Consider the following 18,585-nt stretch of genomic DNA (forward strand, 5'->3'; position numbering starts at 1 on the left):
GTCACTTTTGTTCGTGCTAGGGTAGCGCCCACTTCGCGCACACGCTTCCGAAAGAACGAGCGACGCGATCCAGTAAACTCGCGCTACGCCGGCCCGAACGCCGGCATTGACTTGGAGGAAACATGAACAAAAACAGCCTGTTGCGAGCCGTCCGCATGTCGGCGCTCGTGGGCGCCGTGGCCACGGCATCGCTCTTCGCGGCGAGCGCCGCCAACGCCGCCATCCCGAACAAGACGCTCGTCTACTGCTCGGAAGGCAGCCCGGCGGGTTTCGATCCGGCGCAGTACACCACCGGCACCGATTTCACCGCGAACACGTTCACCGTCTATAACCGCCTCGTCGAATTCGAGCGCGGCGGCACGAAGGTCGAGCCGGGTCTCGCCGAGAAGTGGGATGTGTCGTCGGACGGCCTCACCTACACGTTCCATCTGCGTCACGGCGTGAAGTTCCAGACGACCTCGTTCTTCAAGCCGACGCGCGAATTCAACGCGGACGACGTGATCTTCACGTTCAACCGCATGCTCGATCCGAACAATCCGTTCCGCAAGGCGTACAACGTGCAGTTTCCGTATTTCACGGATCTCGGCATGGACAAGCTGATCTCGAAGATCGAGAAGGTCGATCCGTACACCGTGAAGTTCACGCTGAAGGAAGTGAGCGCGCCGTTCATCCAGAACATGGCGATGGAATACGCGTCGATTCTTTCTTCCGAATACGCCGACACGCTGATGAAGGACGGCAAGGCCGCCGACATCAACCAGCAGCCGGTGGGAACGGGCCCGTTCATTTTCCGCAGCTACACGAAGGACGCGACCATCCGCTTCGACGGCAATCCTGATTACTGGAAGCCGAACGCGGTGCAGATCTCGAAGCTGATCTTCTCGATCACGCCGGACGCCGCCGTGCGCGTGCAGAAGCTGAAGAACAACGAATGCCAGGTGATGAGCTATCCGCGTCCGGGCGATATCTCGACACTGAAGTCGGTATCGACCGTCGATACGCCGTCGCAGGCGGGCTTCAACGAAGGTTACGTCGCCTACAACGTGACGAAGAAAGGCCTCGACAACACCGACGTGCGCCGCGCGCTCGACATGGCGATCAACAAGAAGGCGATCATCGATTCCGTGTATCAGGGCGCGGGCCAGCCGGCCACCGCACCGATGCCGCCGACGCAATGGTCGTTCGACAAGAACCTGAAGGGCCAGGCGTACGACACCGCGAAGGCGAAGGACTTGCTCGCGAAGGCGGGCTTCCCGAACGGCATGGAAATCACGCTGTGGGCCATGCCCGTGCAGCGCGCCTACAACCCGAACGCGCGTCTGATGGCGGAAATGATCCAGGCCGACTGGGCCAAGATCGGCGTGAAGGCGAAGATCGTCTCGTACGAGTGGGGCGAGTATCTGAAGCGCGCGCACGCGGGCGAGCATGATGCGCTGCTCATCGGCTGGACCGGCGACAACGGCGATCCCGACAACTGGCTCGGCACGCTGCTCGGCTGCGACGCGGTGAAGGGCAGCAACTTCTCGAAGTGGTGCTACAAGCCGTTCGACGAACTCGTCGTGAAAGGCCGTTCGACGACCGATGTCGCCGCGCGCACGAAGGCTTACACCGACGCGCAGCAGATCTTCGCGCAGCAGCTCCCGTTCTCGCCGATCGCGCACTCGACGGTCTATCAGCCCGTCAGCAAGAAGGTGACGAACATGAAGATCGAGCCGCTCGGCTACGTGCGTTTTGATGGCGTCGGCATGCAATAAAGTTTGTCAGCGGAACGCTTTTTGCACTAAACCATAACTATTCGAATACGCCGGCGGCGCGGGTTCACGAGATCCAAGCCGCCGGACTCACATTCTGTCCTCCCAAAGCACCAAAGGGCGATCATGTTCCGATTCGTTTTGCGACGCATAGGAATGGTGATACCGACGTTCATCGGCATTACGATTCTTGCGTTCGCGCTCATCCATCTGATTCCTGGCGATCCCATCGAAGTGATGATGGGCGAGCGCGGCGTCGACCCGGCGATGCACGCCGAAGCCATGAAGCGCCTGGGGCTGGATCAGCCGCTTCCGCTGCAATATCTGACGTATGTCGGGCACGCGCTCAAGGGCGATCTCGGCACGTCCATCATCACGAATACGAGCGTGATGGGCGAGTTCCTCGCGCGCTTTCCCGCGACCGTCGAACTGTCCATCTGCGCGATGATTTTCGCGCTCGCCGTCGGCTTGCCGGCGGGCGTCGCGGCGGCGCTCCGGCGCGGCACGGTGGTCGATCACGGCGTGATGGGCACTGCGCTCACCGGCTATTCGATGCCGATTTTCTGGTGGGGCTTGATCCTCATCATGTTCTTCTCCGCGAAGCTCGGCTGGACGCCGGTGTCGGGCCGCATCGCGGTGGAATACGACATTCCGCACGTCACGGGCTTCATGCTGATCGATGCGCTCTTCTCCACCGATGAAGGCGCGTTCAGGTCGGCCGTGAGTCACCTGATCCTGCCGACCATCGTGCTCGGCACGATTCCGCTTGCGGTGGTTGCGCGCATGACGCGCTCGTCGATGCTCGAAGTGCTGCGCGAGGACTACATCCGCACCGCGCGCGCGAAGGGTTTGTCGCCGCTGCGCGTGGTGGTCGTGCATGCGCTGCGCAATGCGCTGATTCCGGTCGTGACCGTGATCGGTCTGCAAGTGGGCACGCTGCTCGCGGGCGCGGTGCTGACCGAGACGCTGTTCTCGTGGCCGGGCGTGGGCAAGTGGCTCATCGACGCCATTTCGCGGCGCGATTATCCGGTCGTGCAAGGCGGCATTCTGATGATCGCGACGCTCGTGATCGTCGTGAATCTGGTCGTCGATCTGCTCTACGGCGTGTTGAATCCGCGCATTCGCCATACGAGGTAAGCATGTACCCCCACGCTCACATTTGTTCGCTGCCCCCCGAGGGGGCGCATGCCTCGCTTGAGGCGGCTCGGCGCGAGGCATGAAAAGTTATGGCTGACGTTCAAAACAATCTCCCGCCGGGCGCGCTGACGCCGCCGTCCGGCCGCATGGTCGCCGCGCGCGAGTTCTGGTTCAACTTCTCGCGCAATCGCGGCGCCGTGGTCGCGGGCGCGATCGTGGTCGCGCTGATTCTCGTCGCGCTGCTCGCGCCGCTGATCGCGCCGCATAGCCCGATCGAGCAATACCGCGATTACGTCAAGATCCCGCCCGCGTGGCTCGAAGGCGGCAATCGCATGTTCCTGCTCGGCACCGACGAAGCCGGCCGCGACATTCTTTCGCGCCTCATGTACGGCGCGCGGCTGTCGTTCTGGATCGGCTTCGTGTCGGTGGTGCTCGCGCTGATTCCGGGCGTCGTGCTCGGGCTCATGGCCGCGTTCTTCCACTGGCTCGACACGCCGATCATGCGCGTCATGGACGTGCTGCTCGCGTTGCCGTCGCTGCTGCTGGCGGTTGCGGTCGTCGCGATCATCGGGCCAGGGCTCGTCAACACCATGCTCGCCATCGCGATCGTCGCGCTGCCGGGCTATGTGCGTCTCACGCGCGCGTCGGCGCTCGGCGAGTTGCAGAAGGAATACGTGACGGCATCGCGCGTCGCGGGCGCGGGCACGGTGCGGCTGATGTTCTCGCAAGTGCTGCCGAACTGCGCCGCGCCGCTCATCGTGCAGGCGACGCTCGGCTTTTCTTCCGCGATTCTCGATGCCGCCGCGCTCGGCTTCTTGGGCCTCGGCGTGCAGCCGCCCGCGGCGGAGTGGGGCGCGATGCTCGCATCGGCGCGCGACTACATCGAAAGCGCGTGGTGGATCGTGACGATGCCGGGCCTGTCGATTCTCGTCTCGGTGCTCGTCATCAACCTTCTCGGCGACGGTCTGCGCGACGCGCTCGATCCGAAACTCAAGCGGATGGGCTAAGCGATGAACGATCTTTTGACTATCCGTAATCTGCAGGTGACGTTCGGCGGCACGCAGGCCGTCGATCGCATCGATCTTTCCGTGAAACCGGGCGAAGTTGTCGGCGTGGTCGGCGAATCCGGCTCCGGCAAGAGCGTCACGATGATGGCGCTGATGGGCCTCATCGACGCGCCCGGCAAAGTGACCGCCGATCAGGTCACGTTCGATGGCCGCGACTTGCTGAAGGCGTCGGCGCGCGAGCGTCGCAGAATCATCGGCAAGGATATCGCGATGGTGTTTCAGGACGCGCTGACGAGCCTGAACCCGAGCTATACCGTCGGCTATCAGATCAAGGAAGTGCTGAAGCTGCACGAAGGCTTGCGTGGCGATGCGCTCCACAAGCGCGCCGTCGAACTGCTCGATCAGGTCGGCATTCCGGATGCGAAGAGCCGCATCGAATCGTTTCCGCATCAGATGTCGGGCGGCATGAACCAGCGCGTGATGATCGCGATGGCCGTCGCGTGCAATCCGAAGCTGCTGATCGCCGACGAGCCGACCACGGCGCTCGACGTCACCATTCAGGCGCAGATCATGGAACTGCTCGTGCGCCTGCAGAAAGAACGCGGCATGGCGCTCGTGCTGATTTCGCACGATCTCGCCGTGGTGTCGGAAGTGGCGCAGCGCGTCGCGGTGATGTACGCGGGCGAGATCATCGAAACGAATCATGTGCCGACGATCTTCAGCGAGCCGCATCATCCATACACGGAAGCGCTGCTCGCGGCCATTCCCGAGCATAACCGCGGCACGTCGCGCCTCGCCGCGCTGCCGGGCATGGTGCCGGGCAAGGACGACCGGCCGGGCGGATGCCTCTTCGCGCCGCGCTGCAAGTATGTCGTCGACGATTGCTGGAAGGCGCGGCCGAATCTGTTTCAGCTCGACAAGAACGACCCGGCCGTGCGCGCGCGTTGCATCAAGCCGCTGAATATCGATGTAGTCGTGGAGGGCGCGCGATGAACGCCGTACCGAAGGAAATCAGTCAGGAGATCGTGCTTGCCGCCGACCGGCTCACGAAGCACTACGACGTGAAGCGCAGCGCGTTCAAGCACGGCACGGTGAAGGCGTTGAACGGCGTGTCGTTCGAGCTGAAGCGCGGGCGCACGCTCGCGGTCGTCGGCGAATCGGGCTGCGGCAAGTCGACGCTCGCGCGTCAGTTGACGATGATCGAAGCGCCCACGTCGGGCCGCTTGCTGATCGAAGGCGACGACGTCGCCGGGGCGAGCAAGGCGAAGATCGCCGAGTTGCGTCAGCGCGTGCAGATGGTGTTTCAGAACCCGTTTGCGTCGTTGAATCCGCGCAAGACCGTCGAGCAGACGCTTGGCGAGCCGCTCGCGATCAACACCAAGCTGAGCGCGACCGAGCGCGCCGAGCGCATTGCGCACATGATGCGCACCGTCGGCTTGCGGCCCGAACATGCGTCGCGTTATCCGCACATGTTTTCGGGCGGACAGCGTCAGCGCGTGGCGATCGCGCGCGCGATGATTCTGGACCCGCAGATCGTCGTCGCCGATGAGCCCGTGTCCGCGCTCGATGTATCGATCCAGGCGCAGATTCTGAATCTGTTCATGGATTTGCAGGCGCAGTTCGGCACGAGCTACGTGTTCATCTCGCATAACCTGTCGGTGGTGGAGCATATCGCCGACGACGTGATGGTGATGTACTTCGGCGGCGTCGCCGAGCTCGGCGACAAGAAGACGATTTTCGCGAAGCCGCGTCATCCGTACACGCGCGCGCTGATGTCCGCGACGCCCGCGATCTTCGAGGAAGACCGGAGCATCAAGATCAAGCTGCAGGGCGAAATGCCTTCGCCGCTCAATCCGCCGTCGGGCTGCACGTTTCATCAGCGCTGCCCGTATGCGATCGAGCGATGCCGCGTCGAGGAGCCGAAGCTGCGCGCCGTGGATGGGCGGCAGGTGTCGTGTCATCGCGCCGAGGAGGTGGGAGAAGGCGAAGCCTGAATCTCGGCGGACGCGCGCGACGCGTCATGTGAATGTTTTAAGATGACGGTCGTGCCGGATTCATACGTCAAGCCGCGCTCTTTGCGCGCGGCGCTCGCCCAAACGACAGTCATCGTGCTGTCGTTCGTGCTGTTTACGGCGGGTGTCGCGTGGTGGTCGCCGAGCTTCGCCGTGATCGGAGCACGCACGCCGCAGGCCGCGGGCGATGCCGGTTCCGCCACCGCGCCGTCGAACCCGGCGCCTGCGCCGCCGCGCGCGGATCGTTCGACCGGCACGACCGCGAGCGGTCCGGTGCGCGCGCAGCCGCCGCGTATGCCGTTCTACGTCGCGACCAAGGGCGCGACGACCATCTACGTGCTCGGCACGCTCCATGTGGGTTTCGCGAGCGACTATCCGCCCGAGCAACCGTTTCGCAAGCCGATACTCGCGGCGCTCGATGCTTCGCCGACACTGGCGCTCGAAATCTCTCCCGACGAACTGCTGCTCTCTCAGGAAGACGTGAATCGCTATGGCATGTGCCGCAGCGAGTGTCTCATCGACTATTTGCCCGACGCGATGTGGAAGAAGGTCGAGACGCGCATGCGCAGCAATCCGCAGGCGTTGAAGGAACTGCGGCACACGCGGCCGTGGCTGGCTTCGATGCTGATCGAAACGTACGACACGTTGAAGGCGGGTTTTCAGAGCGAGTATGGGACCGAGGCGCAATTGCAGAACGTGTATCTGCGGGTGCGCGGGAAGATCGTCGGGCTGGAGACGTTGAATGAACAGATATCGACGTTCACGCGGCTCACGTCGGCGCAGCAGCGCGAAATGCTCGCGCAGGATCTCGTGCAGACGCCCGCGGAGAATGTCGCGGACGTGAAGGAGCTGCACCGGTTATGGCGTATCGGCGATGCGGATGCGTTGAAGGCCTGGGACGATGCGAAGAGCTCGAAACTGGCGCGCAACAAGGCGCTGGCCGAGCAGGTGGATAACCGCGTGGTTTATCAGAGAAACCAGCGGTTTGTGCAGAGGATGGTTGCGTTGGCGGCGCCGGATAAGCCGGTTTTTGTCGCGATCGGGGCGCTGCATTTGGGCGGGGCGCGGGGGGTGCTCGAATTGTTGAGGAAGAGAGGGTTTGTGGTGGCGGGGGGCTAGCGACTTGCCTTCCTCGAAAACAGGTTCAGTCCCATATCAAGGAGACCACTGCCGTTCGACAAGCCGTCGAACGCTGAGCGAGCGTCTTACCTCTTGGAAACAACGCCCTGGCGGAGACTGGCTATCTTGAAATGAGCGCGCAAGCACGCGTTGCAGAAAACGCGCGCTCGCCGCCGTTCAAATAAACATCAGCCAGTTCAACAAAAACACATTCGCAATCAAAAGCGTCAACGCCGTCGGCACCTGCACCTTGATCACCGCGTTCTTGTCGGGCAGCTCCAGCAGCGCCGACGGCACGATGTTGAAGTTCGCCGCCATCGGCGTCATGAGCGTGCCGCAGTAGCCGGAGAACATGCCGATCGCGGCCATCGTCGCGGGATTGCCGTGGAACATGCCGACAAGAATCGGCACGCCGACGCCGCCCGTCATCACCGGGAATGCGGCGAAACCGTTGCCCATCACCATCGTGAAGAGCGCCATGCCGACGACATACACCGCCACCGCGACGAACCGATAGTCCATGTTGACGTAAGCCGTCGTCACATGCGCGACCGCCTTGCCGACGCCCGCATCGGAAAATACAAGTCCGAGCATGCCCAGCATTTGCGGCAGCACGGCTGCCCACGAGAGCGCGTCGATGAGCCGGCGCGTTTCACGCATCGACTGGCCGACGGTATCGCGCGTCATCACGCAGGCGATTGCAAGCGCGATCACGCAGCCGATGCCGAAGCCGATCAGCGTCACGTTCTTCGGATCGATGAGCGGCTTGCCGCCGAACACGAGGTGGCTCACGGAAAGGGTGAGGATCACGGTGACGACGGGAATCGTCAGCGCGGGCACGAAGAGTTTGTTGCCGAGCCGCACGGCGCTCTGGCGGCGCGTTTCTTCGGAAAGCATCTTGGGCTTCGCGCCGGTCACGCCGCCAAGGCCCGCGATCAGCGCCATCGCCACGACAAGCACGCCGACCACCGTCACCGGAATCCAGTCGCCGACGAGAAAGATCAGCGCGTAGATGAGCCAGAACACGCCCGCGGAGAGACGCCGCGGATGCGACTTGTCCGTGAGGATCATGCCCGCGACGACCACGAGCACGATGCCGACGAGATAGAAGAGATAGTTGATCGTGAGCGTCATGCCTTCTCTCCCGCGACGTTGCGCGTGAGCGCGCCGAGTTCGCGCGCGAGCCTGCGGTCGAGCAGCCACAGCCGGAAGCCGTGGATCAGGAACGCGCAGATCGCGGTGGGAATGCCCCACACGGCCACATGCATCGGTTCGACGACGATGCCCGCTTCCTTCAGGAACGTGACCATCAGCACGATCGCGCCGAACGCGACGAAGATGTCCTCGCCGAAGAACAGGCCGACGTTGTCGGTCGCGGCGGAATAGGCGCGCAGCTTGTAGCGCGTTTCATCGGAGAGCTTGCCGTAGCGCGCTTCGGTGGCGCCTTCGGCCATCGGCGCGAGCAGCGGCCGCACCATCTGCGGATGGCCGCCGAGTCCCGTCAGACCGACCGCCGCCGTGATTTCACGCACGAACAGATAGACGATCAGGAGACGCCCCGCGGTCGCGGCCTTGATGCTCGAAATCCACATTTGCGCGCGCTCGCGCAGGCCGTGCCGTTCGAGCAGGCCGATCACCGCCAGCGGCAACAGGATGATGAGCGGAATATTGCGCGTCTTGAGAAAGCCGCTGCCGATCGCGGTCAGAATGCGCTCGACCGGAAAATGCGCCGCCAAGCCGGTGATGATTGCCGCGGCCGCGACGATCAGCATCGGATTGAAGCGCAGCACGAACCCCACGATGATGACGGCCACGCCGATGAGCGGCCATAGATTGACTGCATTTGCCATTAGGATCTCCACACTGACAGGAAAAGACGCGCCTCGAACCGGGCGCTTTCTTGCTAAAACGCCCCGGCGTCGCGGGGCGTTGGAACTTGCTGAAAATGACTTCAGGCGTCGGCGTGCGCCGCGCGGACTTCGATGCCCGCATCGGCGAGCGCGCCACGAATGCGGCGCGCGAATTCCAGCGCGTGCGCGCCGTCGCCATGCAGGCAGATCGTCTGCGCATTGAGCGGCACCCATTCGCCCGACACGGCCTGAACGCGCTGCTCGCGCACCATCGCGAGCGTGCGGTCGAGCACGAGGTTTTCGTCGTCGAGCAGCGCGCCCGGCTCCTTGCGCGGCACGAGCGAGCCATCCGCGCGATAGCCGCGGTCCGCGAACACTTCCTCGATCGCGATCAGGCCCGCGCGCCGCGCCGCTTCGACGAGCCCGCTGTTCGCGAGCCCGAACACGAGCAGCGACGGATCGAAGTCGTGCACGGCGGACACGATCGCATCGGCGATGTCGGGGCTTCTCGCCGCCTGGTTGTAGAGCGCGCCGTGCGGCTTCACGTGCGCGATGCGCCCGCCTTCCGCCTGCGCGATCGCCGACAGCGCGCCAAGCTGATACAGCACGCCCGCATAAATTTCCTCGGGCGGCAGATGCATTTCCCTGCGCCCGAAATTCTCCGGATCGTTGAAGCTCGGATGCGCGCCGATGGCGACGCCTTTCTCCACGGCCCAGCGCACGCAGTCGCGCATCGCGGTGGCGCCGCCCGCATGCCAGCCGCACGCGATGTTCGCGGAACTCACGAGATCGAGCAGCGCTTTGTCGGAGCCGCAGCCTTCGCCGAGATCGGCATTGAGATCGATTTCCATGATGTTTTGGTCGTCCCGTTGAATGTTGAGTGTGATGCGCCGCGTCGGCCGCGCGGTCTTCGCTTCAGGAGCCAGCGCGCGCGATGCGTTCTTCGTGCATCGCGATGGCCGTTTCCACCTGGCTCACGTATTGCCGTTCATCGGCGAGCGCGTGGCGCGCTTCTTCCACCGATGTCTCGATGAAGCGCACGCCGCCGTTCAGCTTCACTTGCGCGAGCTTCCACAGATCCGCCTTGATGACCGCACCGATCTTCGGATAGCCGCCCGTCGTCTGCGCGTCGCCCATCAGCACGATCGGCTGGCCGTTCGGCGGCACCTGCACCGTGCCGGGCAAAACCGCGTGCGACAGCAGTTCGATCTTCTCCCTGCGTTCCAGCGCCGTGCCCGCGAGGCGAAAGCCCATGCGGTTGCTGTTCGGCGTGATCGTCCATTCCTCGTTCCAGAAACGCGCCTGCGCCGCGTCGCTGAAACTGTCGTACTCCGGCCCGCGCAGCACGCGGATCGGCACCGCCCACGCGAGGCCCGGGGAATGACGCCCGCGCCGCACGGGTTCGTCGACGAGCACGAACTTGCACCACGCCGGCGCCTTCACGCCGAACGCGGGTTCTTCCGGCGAAAACGCAATGCCCTTGTGCGGCTGCGGCACGCCGACCGGCAAGCGGTCGCCGTCGCGCAGCGCACGCCCGCCGAGGCCGCCGAAGCACGCGGCGAGATCGGTCGAGCGGGAGCCGAGCATCGGCAGGACGTCGATGCCGCCCGCGATCGCCACGTAGCAGCGCATGCCGCGCTTGGCCGCGCGCAGCGTCAGTTCCTGCCCCGCGCGCACCGGCAGGCTCCACCACGAATAGACCGGCTTGTCGTCGAGCGTCGCGCCGAAATCCGTGCCGGTGATCGCCACGCGCGTCGCATGCTTGAAGCGCAGCACGGTCGGCCCGAACGTCACTTCGATGCCCGCCGCATCCGGCTTGTTGCCGACGATGCGATTGCCGATTTCCAGCGACAGCGCATCGAGCGCACCGCCCGCGCTCACGCCCAGATGGCGGTAGCCGCGCCGGCCCAGGTCCTGCACGGACGTGAGCACGCCCGCGCGAATCACGTCGATCATGCGCGCACCTCCAGCGCCGTGAAGCGCACGCGATCGCCGGGCTGCATGAGCGTCGGCGGATTCCTGGCCGGATCGAAGAGCTTCAGTTCCGTGCGCCCGAGCAATTGCCAGCCGCCCGGCGACGCCGCCGGATAGATGCCCGTCTGCGCCCCGCCGATGCCGACCGATCCCGCCGGCACCTCGATGCGCGGTTCGGAGCGGCGCGGCATCGCGAGCGCGGGATCGAGCCCGCCGAGATAGGCGAAGCCCGGCTGAAAGCCCAGAAAGAACACGATGTATTCGGCTTCGGTATGGCGCTTCACGACTTCATCGACGGAAAGGCCGACGTGTTTCGCGAGCGCGGCGAGATCGGGGCCGTCGGCGCCGCCGTAGCGCACGGGAATCTCGATTTCGGCGCTTTCCATGTCGACCGCCTGGGCGGCGTCCCAGCCGGATTCCAGTTGCGCGGCGAGCGTTTCGTAGTCCGCTTCGAGCGGATCGAACACGATCGTCAGATTGTTCATGCCCGGCACCACTTCGACGACGTGCGGCATCAGGCGCGCGTGTTCCGCCAGCGCCCAGACGCGGCGCTGGCAGTCGAGCGTGGCGGGCGGCGCGGCTTCGCACACGAGCGCGGTGTCGCCCAGGGGGTGGATTCGTGGTTTCGTCATGCGTTTGATTGCCTTTGCGGGCGCGAAATATCGTCGGTCGGACCGGCTTCGCGCCATCGCAGAATGTTACATTGTCAATAAATTATCAAGAAATTATCAATTAACGTTTTCGCCGAGGCGTGCTTTCCGCTCACAAATGACGTTGAGCTACACTCCAACGCACTTCATATCGACCACCGCCATGCCGCGCCATCCCACCAAGATCGTTTCGTCCGAGCATCTCGTCTCCGAAGCCAGCGCGGAACTGTCGGAGTTCGAATACGGCCTCATCATGGCCGGTAACGCGTTCAATCGCTGGATGGTGCGCTGCATGTCGGCCGCGGGCGCGAAGGACATGACGGCGGTGGAAGTGTCGCTGCTGCATCACGTGAGCCATCGCGACCGCAAGAAGAAGCTCGCCGACATCTGCTTCGTGCTGAACATCGAGGACACGCACGTTGCCACGTATGCACTGAAGAAACTCGTCGCCCGCGGCTATGTGCAAAGCGAGAAGTCAGGCAAAGAAGTGTTCTTTTCCGCGACGCCGGCGGGGCGCGAGCTCTGCGGCAAGTATCGCGAAGTGCGCGAGGCGTGCCTCATCGAAACGCTGCGCGAAAGCGGACTCACCAACGAGCAGATCGGCGAGGCCGCGCAATTGATGCGCAATGCGTCCGGTCTCTACGATACCGCCGCACGCGCGGCGGCATCGCTCTAATAGATCGCGGATTCGGTGACGATCGCGTCGAGCGGCATGTCGTGCGTCTCGCGCGGCAGCACGCCGCATTTGCCCGATTCGTACGCAATGCCGATCGTCACGGGCCGTTTCGCGTCCGGCCACGCGGCGAGCGTCCGGTCGTAATAGCCGCCGCCGTAGCCCAGGCGATACCGATGGGCATCGAAACCTACGCACGGAATCAGCAGCAATTCCGGCACCACGACGCGCTCTTCGGCGGGCACCGGAATGCGATAGCGGCCTTCCTTCATCGGCATGTGCGCGCTCCATGCGTGAAAGACCATCGGCGCGTGCGGCTTGACGACCACGGGCAGCGCCCCGCCGCGCGCGGCATCGGCGGCGAGCCAGCGGGTCATCGCGGCGCGCGCGTCGAACTCGCCCGCGACCGGCCAGTACAGGCCGACGCATCGCGCGTCGTGCCGCGCGAGCACTTCCTCGATGCGCGCCGCGAGCGCCGCATTCTTCGCGATCTGGCCGGCCTGCTCGCTCTGCGCCTCGCGGGTCGCGAGGAGCGTTGCGCGCAGGGCGCTTTTAGGTTCGCTCTTGGGTTGATCGCAAACGTTGCGTGCTATGCTTTCCTCCGATCTCAGGACCCGGTTCAAGACCATTCGCGCTCCAGAAATAACGATGTCAAAACGCCTCAACCGAGTATATCTCGCGGTCGGCTCGGCCCTTGCCGCGGTGACGCTCGTCGCCTGCGGCACGGCGTCCGCCGTTCGCCCCGACGCTGACTTGTCGCCCGGCCCGGACGACCGCATCTTCCTGCAACTGCGCGATGCCGCGCGCGCGAACGATGCCGGCAAGGCCGCCGCGCTCGCCGCCCAGATTCCCAACTATCCGGCGCCGAGCTACCTCGAATACTTCACGATCAAGCCGCAGCTTTTCGATTCGCAGGGCCACGCGCGCATCGACGCGCCCGACGCGCCCGTGCTCTCGTTCCTGCAGCGCTACGACGGCCAGGCGATTGCAGACCGCATGCGCAACGACTATCTCGTCGTGCTCGGCGGCCGTCACGACTGGAAGAACTTCGAGCAGCAATATTCCCGTTTCGTTCTGAACGACGACACGCAGGTCAAGTGCTATGCGCTCGAAGCTCGCCTGTCGCGCGGCGAGAACGTCGCGGACGCGGCGCGCGCGCTGCTCGTCGAGCCGAAATGGTACGGCGACGGCTGTGTCGATCTGATCGGCGCGCTCGCCGAGTCGGGCCAGTTCACCAGCGACGACATCTGGCAGCAAATCCGTCTCGCCTATGAGCAGAACTACACGACCACGGGCTCGAACATCGTCGAGGCGCTCGGTCAGGAAAAGCCGAAGGGCACGTTGCTGGACGACGCCGTCAACAAGCCGCCGCTCTATCTCGCGCGCGGCGTGATGCCCAATACGCCGGCACATCAGTTGACGCTGCTCGCCATCACGCGCATGGCGCGCAACGATCCGGCGATGGCCGCGGCCACCTTCAGTTCCGTCGCGCCGAGCCTGACGCCCACCGAACGCGCGACCGGCTGGGGAACGATCGGCTATCAGGCGGCGATCAAGCGCATGCCGGCCGCGTCGGACTGGTACCGGCTGTCGGCGAACGCGCAATTGTCGAACCCGGCGTATGAATGGCGCACGCGCAGCGCGCTGCTCGCCGGCGACTGGAACATGGTGCGCTGGTCCATCGAACAGATGCCGCCCACGCTGCGCGCCCAGCCCGCGTGGGTGTACTGGCACGGGCGCGCGCTGAAGCAGGCGGGCGACGCGGCCACGGCGAATCAGGAATTCCAGACCATCGCCGATCAATACAATTTCTACGGCCAGCTCGCGCTCGAAGAACTCGGCCAGAAGATCACGGTGCCGCCGCGCACGACCGTATCGGACGCCGAAATCGCACAGATGCAGTCCGTGCCCGGCTTCGCGCTGTCGCAGCGTTTCTACGCGCTGAACATGCGGCTCGAAGGCAATCGCGAATGGAACTGGCCGCTGCGCACCATGACCGACCGCCAGTTGATCGCCGCCGCGCAGTACGCGAAGCGTATCGAGATGTTCGACCGCACCGTCAACACCGCGGACAAGACGAAGGCCGAGCACGACTTCTCGCTGCGCTATCTCTCGCCGTTCCGCGATATCGTCGAGCGCGACGCGCAGAACACCGGGCTCGATATCGAATGGGCGTACGGGCTGATTCGCCAGGAGTCGCGCTTCATCATCAACGCGCGCTCGGAAGTGGGCGCGGGCGGTCTGATGCAGCTGATGCCCGGCACGGCGCAACTCGTCGCGAAGAAGATCGGACTCGGGCCGGTTTCGCGCGAGCAGATGAACGACATCAACACCAACATTCTGCTCGGCACGAATTACCTGTCGATGATCTACAATCAGTTCGACAACTCGCCCGTGCTCGCCACCGCCGGTTACAACGCGGGGCCGGGCCGGCCGAAGCAGTGGCGTCAGGACTTGCGCGCGCCCGTGGAGGGTGCGATTTTTGCTGAAACGATTCCGTTCACCGAGACTCGCGATTACGTGAAAAACGTGCTGTCGAACACCGTCTATTACGCCGCGCTGTTCGAAGGCCGTCCGCAGTCGTTGAAGACGCGTCTGGGCTACATCGCGCCCTGACCGTCCGCCAGCGAAAGCTCACGCCCGCGCGTCGAATGACAGGACGCGCGGGCGTTTTCATTTTCGGCGCCGCCGTTCTTGACTGACGCCGCATTCTTCAGGCCGCGACCCTAGAGGCGAACCATGCGACACCAACACATAGCGCTGATCGGCGGTTCGGGTTTCATCGGCAGTCATCTCGTCAATGCGCTCGTCGATCTCGGCAAGAACGTGCGCATCGCGACACGGCGGCGCGTCAACGCCGCGCATCTGACGCTCCTGCCGGTCGATGTCATCGAAACCGACGTGCACGATCCCGTGAAGCTCGCCGCGTTCATCGATCAGAGCGACGCGGTGATCAATCTCGTCGGCGTGCTGCAGGGGCGGCGCGACGATCCGTATGGGCCGGAGTTCGCGAAGGCGCATGTGGAACTGCCGCACAAGATCGCGGCGGCGTGCGAGGCGAAGGGTGTGCGGCGTCTGCTGCACATGAGCGCAATCGGCGCCGACCCGCAAGGCCCGAGCATGTACCTGCGTTCGAAGGGCGATGGCGAGAAGATCGTCCGCGAATCGGGACTGGACTGGACCATCTTCCGCAGCTCCGTCGTGTTCGGCCCCGAGGACAATCTGCTCAACCAGTTTGCGTTTCTCGAGCGCGTGTTCCCGGTGATTCCGCTCGCGTGCGCCGACGCCGAGTTCCAGCCGGTGTTCGTCGGCGACGTGGCGAAGGCGATGGTCAACGTGCTCGACCTCGACGCCGCGAACCGCCAGGTCTACGAGCTCGCGGGTCCGAGCGTGTACACGCTCGCGGAGCTCGTGCGCTTCGCGGGCGCGACCATCGGCAAGCATTCGCGCATCATCAAGCTGCCGGAGAGCCTCGGCCGCCTGCAGGCGATGACAATGGAAATGGCCCCCGGCCAGCCGATCATCTCGCGCGACAATCTCGATTCGATGAAGACGCCGAGCATCGCGAGCGGGCCACTTTCGCCGGAACTGGGCATCGACGAGCCCGCGAGCATCGAGACGATTGCGCCGCTGTATCTGACGGGCAACGCGTCGCGCTCGCGCTTCAACGCTTTTCGCGCAACCGCGCATCGTTAAACATTTTTTTGTGATCGCACGAAACTCGCGCATGAAACTAGTAATCGGTGACAAGTTCAATTCTTCCTGGTCGATGCGTCCGTGGGTTCTGCTGAAGCATTTCGGCATCCCGTTCGAAGAGGCGCTGATCCGCCTCGGCCAGCCCGACACGAAGTCGAAGATTCTCGAAGTCTCGCCGTCCGGCAAGGTGCCGTGTCTCGTCACCGATGCGGGCGACGCCGTGTGGGAATCGCTGGCGATCGTCGAGACGATTGCAGAAACGTATCCCGAGCACGCCATGTGGCCGCGCGATGCCGCCGCCCGCGCACATGCCCGCAGCGTCAGCGCGGAAATGCACGCCGGCTTCGCGGATCTGCGTCAGAACATGCCGATGGAAATCACGACGCACGCGCCGGGCACGGGCGCGACGCCGGAGGTGCTGGCGAACATCGCACGCATCGAGGCGATCTGGGCGGAGTGCCTCGCGAAATCGGGCGGGCCGTTTCTGTTCGGTGAATTCGGTATCGCCGACGCGATGTACGCGCCGGTCGTCATGCGCTTCAATACTTATGCGCCGGCGCTGAGCGCGACGTCCCTCGAATATGGCGAGCGCATCACGGCGCTGCCGGCGGTCGCGGCGTGGATCGACGGCGCGCGCGAGGCGGCGCGATGAACATCTACGCAGTCGGCGGCGCGATTCGCGACGAATTGCTTGGCGTGCCGGTGGTCGATCGCGATTATGTCGTCGTGGGCGCGACGCCCGAGCAGATGGTGGCGCAGGGGTATCGGCCGGTCGGCAAGGACTTTCCGGTGTTTTTGCATCCGGAGACGCACGAGGAATATGCGCTCGCGCGCACCGAGCGCAAGACGGCGGCGGGCTATCACGGCTTCCAGTTCTACTATTCGCCGGACGTGACGCTGGAGGAGGATCTCGCGCGGCGCGATCTCACGATCAACGCGATGGCGCGCGAAGTGACGCCCGCGGGCGAGTTGACCGGCGCGGTGATCGATCCGTTCGACGGCCAAGGCGACCTGAAGAACAAGCTGTTCCGGCATGTGGGCGATGCGTTCATCGAAGATCCGGTGCGCATCCTGCGTCTTGCGCGGTTTGCGGCGCGTTTCGCGGATTTCGACGTTGCGCCGGAGACGGCGGCCTTGATGAAGAAGATGGTCGCGGCCGGCGAAGTCGATGCGCTCGTGCCCGAACGCGTATGGCAGGAAGTGTCGCGCGGCCTGATGGAGAAGAAACCGTCGCGCATGTTCGCGGTGTTGCGCGAGTGCGGCGCGCTCGCGCGCATTCTTCCCGAGGTCGATGCATTGTGGGGCGTGCCGCAGCGCGCCGACTATCATCCGGAAGTCGATACCGGCGTGCACGTGATGATGGTGCTGGACTATGCGGCGTCGCAGGGTTTCGCGTTGCCGGTGCGCTTCGCGGCGCTCACGCACGATCTTGGCAAGGCGACGACGCCCGAGGATATCTTGCCTCGTCACGTCGGCCACGAAGGGCGCAGCGTCGATTTGCTGCGGCCGTTGTGCGAGCGCTTGCGCGTGCCGAACGAATGCCGCGATCTGGCGATGCTCGTCGCGCGGGAGCACGGCAATATTCATCGCGTGATGGAGATGGGCGCGGAGGCGCTCGTGCGGCTTTTTGAGCGATCGGACGCGTTGCGGAAACCGGCGCGGTTTGCCGAAGCGCTGCAGGCCTGTTTGGCGGATGCGCGCGGGCGGCTTGGGTTGGAGCAGCAGCCTTATCCGCAGGCTGAGCGGTTGCGGGAGGCTTTGGTCGCTGCGCGGGCTGTCGATGCGGGGGCGGTGGCGCAACAGTTTGCCGATCAGCCTTCGAGGATTAAGGATGCGGTGCATGATGCGAGGGTAAGCGCGGTGAGGGGCGCGCTTGGTGGGTGAGGGTTTTTTTGCCGCCGGATCCCGTAATCGTGGTGGTCTATTAGCACTGCCCCTCCCCGGGGCGGGGGTAACTTTCTTTGCTGCTGCAAAGAAAGTCACCAAAGAAAGCAGCTTTGTCACCGCCCGCGGTCACACGCAGTTTGGCCATGCTTGCCAGCCCACAGTGGCACTCGCCTAAGTGTCGCCCTCACAAGACCCTTCGGGCTTGGATCGCGCACGGTCTGACAAGCCAGTGCGCAAAGCGCGCTGGTTCAGCACGAAATAGCTTCGGCACAGCGCTTCGCGCTGCCGCTGGGTATGCGAGGGAAACCAACGGAAGACGAGCGCGCACGCAAACCCGATTCACCCGTCGGCCGCGAAGCGGGCCGGAGCTTGAAATGGCTGTACCAATAAATTAAGTGGCGCGATGTGACAGACCGTGCGCGATCCAAGCCCGATTGGGCCTATGGGGGCACTCTTTAGGCGAGTGCCGCCTAGGAGGAGAAGAGTGGCCAACGTGCGTGTGACCGCGGGCGGTGACAAAGCTGCTTTCTTTGGTGACTTTCTTTGCAGCAGCAAAGAAAGTTACCCCCGCCCCGGGGAGGGGCAGTGCTAATAAACCAACAACAAAACGGGATCCGGCGAAACAAAAAACCAGTCAAAACACCCGAGCAATCAAAGAAAGCAAAACCGACAACAACAACGTCGACATAAAAGGAAACGAATATTCCTTCCCAAATATCCGCAGAGTGAAGTCGCCAGGCAACCGCCCGATGCCAATCTTCCTAAGCCAGGGCATCGACCCAGAAAGAATCGCGAGCGCGATGAAAGTAGTCAACAGCCAGCGAATCAT

The 18,585-nt window shown here is 64.1% G+C and carries 18 protein-coding genes; 11 read left to right on the forward strand and 7 right to left on the reverse strand.

The genetic code is table 11. The annotated features are described in order from the left end of the window. Nucleotides 1-122 precede the first annotated feature (122 nt). From LY284_RS13820 to LY284_RS13845, 6 genes are all read left to right on the forward strand, one after another. A complete protein-coding gene (locus LY284_RS13820) occupies nt 123-1,754 on the forward strand; it encodes an ABC transporter substrate-binding protein (RefSeq protein WP_045451418.1) in 1,632 nt (543 codons plus the stop codon). A 123-nt stretch (nt 1,755-1,877) separates the two neighbouring features. Beyond that, nucleotides 1,878-2,888, forward strand: coding sequence for an ABC transporter permease subunit (locus LY284_RS13825; RefSeq protein WP_014192601.1), 1,011 nt, complete (start codon nt 1,878-1,880; stop codon nt 2,886-2,888). A gap of 89 nt (nt 2,889-2,977) precedes the next feature. Continuing rightward, nucleotides 2,978-3,895 (forward strand): ABC transporter permease subunit, encoded by a 918-nt coding sequence (locus LY284_RS13830; RefSeq protein WP_014192600.1) that lies wholly within the window; start codon nt 2,978-2,980, stop codon nt 3,893-3,895. A gap of 3 nt (nt 3,896-3,898) precedes the next feature. Further along, the gene (locus LY284_RS13835; protein ID WP_014192599.1) at nt 3,899-4,888 is read left to right on the forward strand and encodes an ABC transporter ATP-binding protein; all 990 of its coding nucleotides are present in this window, start codon (nt 3,899-3,901) and stop codon (nt 4,886-4,888) included. Then, a complete protein-coding gene (locus LY284_RS13840; RefSeq protein WP_014192598.1) occupies nt 4,885-5,889 on the forward strand; it encodes a peptide ABC transporter ATP-binding protein in 1,005 nt (334 codons plus the stop codon). Before LY284_RS13835 ends, LY284_RS13840 begins: the two co-directional genes overlap by 4 nt. Nucleotides 5,890-5,931: 42 nt before the next feature. Next, nucleotides 5,932-7,026 (forward strand): TraB/GumN family protein, encoded by a 1,095-nt coding sequence (locus LY284_RS13845; protein ID WP_014192597.1) that lies wholly within the window; start codon nt 5,932-5,934, stop codon nt 7,024-7,026. A gap of 177 nt (nt 7,027-7,203) precedes the next feature. Here LY284_RS13845 and LY284_RS13850 read toward each other — a convergent pair whose 3' ends face one another. From LY284_RS13850 to pxpB, 5 genes are all read right to left on the reverse strand, one after another. Further along, nucleotides 7,204-8,160 (reverse strand): DUF979 domain-containing protein, encoded by a 957-nt coding sequence (locus LY284_RS13850; protein ID WP_014192596.1) that lies wholly within the window; start codon nt 8,158-8,160, stop codon nt 7,204-7,206. Next, a complete protein-coding gene (locus LY284_RS13855; RefSeq protein WP_014192595.1) occupies nt 8,157-8,876 on the reverse strand; it encodes a DUF969 domain-containing protein in 720 nt (239 codons plus the stop codon). The genes LY284_RS13850 and LY284_RS13855 overlap by 4 nt, the downstream gene beginning before the upstream one ends. Before the next feature lie 101 nt (nt 8,877-8,977). Beyond that, entirely contained in the window at nt 8,978-9,727 is a 750-nt protein-coding gene (gene pxpA, locus LY284_RS13860; RefSeq protein WP_233386790.1) for a 5-oxoprolinase subunit PxpA, read from the reverse strand. A 64-nt stretch (nt 9,728-9,791) separates the two neighbouring features. Beyond that, a complete protein-coding gene (locus LY284_RS13865) occupies nt 9,792-10,832 on the reverse strand; it encodes a biotin-dependent carboxyltransferase family protein (RefSeq protein WP_014192593.1) in 1,041 nt (346 codons plus the stop codon). Then, a complete protein-coding gene (gene pxpB, locus LY284_RS13870; RefSeq protein ID WP_014192592.1) occupies nt 10,829-11,482 on the reverse strand; it encodes a 5-oxoprolinase subunit PxpB in 654 nt (217 codons plus the stop codon). Before pxpB ends, LY284_RS13865 begins: the two co-directional genes overlap by 4 nt. A gap of 181 nt (nt 11,483-11,663) precedes the next feature. Between pxpB and LY284_RS13875 the strand changes: the two genes are divergently transcribed. Then, on the forward strand, nt 11,664-12,176 hold the full coding sequence (locus LY284_RS13875) for a winged helix DNA-binding protein (protein WP_008352632.1): 513 nt from the start codon (nt 11,664-11,666) through the stop codon (nt 12,174-12,176). Here the strand turns inward: LY284_RS13875 and LY284_RS13880 are convergent. Beyond that, the gene (locus LY284_RS13880) at nt 12,173-12,802 is read right to left on the reverse strand and encodes a 5-formyltetrahydrofolate cyclo-ligase (protein WP_233386792.1); all 630 of its coding nucleotides are present in this window, start codon (nt 12,800-12,802) and stop codon (nt 12,173-12,175) included. The two genes, LY284_RS13875 and LY284_RS13880, sit on opposite strands and share 4 nt — an antisense overlap. 19 nt (nt 12,803-12,821) lie before the next feature. Here LY284_RS13880 and LY284_RS13885 point away from each other — a divergent pair, with 19 nt between their 5' ends. From LY284_RS13885 to LY284_RS13900, 4 genes are all read left to right on the forward strand, one after another. Next, nucleotides 12,822-14,789, forward strand: a complete 1,968-nt coding sequence (locus tag LY284_RS13885) for a lytic transglycosylase domain-containing protein (protein WP_014192590.1) — start codon at nt 12,822-12,824, stop codon at nt 14,787-14,789. A gap of 123 nt (nt 14,790-14,912) precedes the next feature. Beyond that, nucleotides 14,913-15,869, forward strand: coding sequence for a complex I NDUFA9 subunit family protein (locus LY284_RS13890; protein WP_014192589.1), 957 nt, complete (start codon nt 14,913-14,915; stop codon nt 15,867-15,869). A gap of 31 nt (nt 15,870-15,900) precedes the next feature. Further along, on the forward strand, nt 15,901-16,521 hold the full coding sequence (locus tag LY284_RS13895; protein ID WP_014192588.1) for a glutathione S-transferase family protein: 621 nt from the start codon (nt 15,901-15,903) through the stop codon (nt 16,519-16,521). Continuing rightward, complete coding sequence (locus LY284_RS13900; RefSeq protein ID WP_233386800.1) at nt 16,518-17,753, forward strand: multifunctional CCA addition/repair protein; 1,236 nt, start codon at nt 16,518-16,520, stop codon at nt 17,751-17,753. Before LY284_RS13895 ends, LY284_RS13900 begins: the two co-directional genes overlap by 4 nt. 637 nt (nt 17,754-18,390) lie before the next feature. Here the strand turns inward: LY284_RS13900 and LY284_RS13905 are convergent. After that, nucleotides 18,391-18,585, reverse strand: coding sequence for a DUF2905 domain-containing protein (locus LY284_RS13905; RefSeq protein WP_041730806.1), 195 nt, complete (start codon nt 18,583-18,585; stop codon nt 18,391-18,393).

This window comes from Caballeronia sp. PC1 (genome assembly GCF_021353155.1).
In the GTDB taxonomy this organism is placed as follows: Bacteria; Pseudomonadota; Gammaproteobacteria; order Burkholderiales; family Burkholderiaceae; genus Caballeronia; species Caballeronia cordobensis.

What these genes read in the sequence shown, in the direction of transcription:
- LY284_RS13880 (WP_233386792.1), bottom strand. Translation starts at nt 12,802, where the DNA reads ATGGTCTTGAACCGGGTCCTGAGATCGGAGGAAAGCATAGCACGCAAC.
- LY284_RS13855 (WP_014192595.1), bottom strand. Translation starts at nt 8,876, where the DNA reads ATGGCAAATGCAGTCAATCTATGGCCGCTCATCGGCGTGGCCGTCATC.
- LY284_RS13820 (WP_045451418.1), top strand. Translation starts at nt 123, where the DNA reads ATGAACAAAAACAGCCTGTTGCGAGCCGTCCGCATGTCGGCGCTCGTG.
- LY284_RS13850 (WP_014192596.1), bottom strand. Translation starts at nt 8,160, where the DNA reads ATGACGCTCACGATCAACTATCTCTTCTATCTCGTCGGCATCGTGCTC.
- LY284_RS13895 (WP_014192588.1), top strand. Translation starts at nt 15,901, where the DNA reads ATGAAACTAGTAATCGGTGACAAGTTCAATTCTTCCTGGTCGATGCGT.
- LY284_RS13900 (WP_233386800.1), top strand. Translation starts at nt 16,518, where the DNA reads ATGAACATCTACGCAGTCGGCGGCGCGATTCGCGACGAATTGCTTGGC.
- LY284_RS13845 (WP_014192597.1), top strand. Translation starts at nt 5,932, where the DNA reads ATGACGGTCGTGCCGGATTCATACGTCAAGCCGCGCTCTTTGCGCGCG.
- LY284_RS13835 (WP_014192599.1), top strand. Translation starts at nt 3,899, where the DNA reads ATGAACGATCTTTTGACTATCCGTAATCTGCAGGTGACGTTCGGCGGC.
- LY284_RS13865 (WP_014192593.1), bottom strand. Translation starts at nt 10,832, where the DNA reads ATGATCGACGTGATTCGCGCGGGCGTGCTCACGTCCGTGCAGGACCTG.
- pxpB (WP_014192592.1), bottom strand. Translation starts at nt 11,482, where the DNA reads ATGACGAAACCACGAATCCACCCCCTGGGCGACACCGCGCTCGTGTGC.
- LY284_RS13885 (WP_014192590.1), top strand. Translation starts at nt 12,822, where the DNA reads ATGTCAAAACGCCTCAACCGAGTATATCTCGCGGTCGGCTCGGCCCTT.
- pxpA (WP_233386790.1), bottom strand. Translation starts at nt 9,727, where the DNA reads ATGGAAATCGATCTCAATGCCGATCTCGGCGAAGGCTGCGGCTCCGAC.
- LY284_RS13905 (WP_041730806.1), bottom strand. Translation starts at nt 18,585, where the DNA reads ATGATTCGCTGGCTGTTGACTACTTTCATCGCGCTCGCGATTCTTTCT.
- LY284_RS13830 (WP_014192600.1), top strand. Translation starts at nt 2,978, where the DNA reads ATGGCTGACGTTCAAAACAATCTCCCGCCGGGCGCGCTGACGCCGCCG.
- LY284_RS13840 (WP_014192598.1), top strand. Translation starts at nt 4,885, where the DNA reads ATGAACGCCGTACCGAAGGAAATCAGTCAGGAGATCGTGCTTGCCGCC.
- LY284_RS13825 (WP_014192601.1), top strand. Translation starts at nt 1,878, where the DNA reads ATGTTCCGATTCGTTTTGCGACGCATAGGAATGGTGATACCGACGTTC.
- LY284_RS13890 (WP_014192589.1), top strand. Translation starts at nt 14,913, where the DNA reads ATGCGACACCAACACATAGCGCTGATCGGCGGTTCGGGTTTCATCGGC.
- LY284_RS13875 (WP_008352632.1), top strand. Translation starts at nt 11,664, where the DNA reads ATGCCGCGCCATCCCACCAAGATCGTTTCGTCCGAGCATCTCGTCTCC.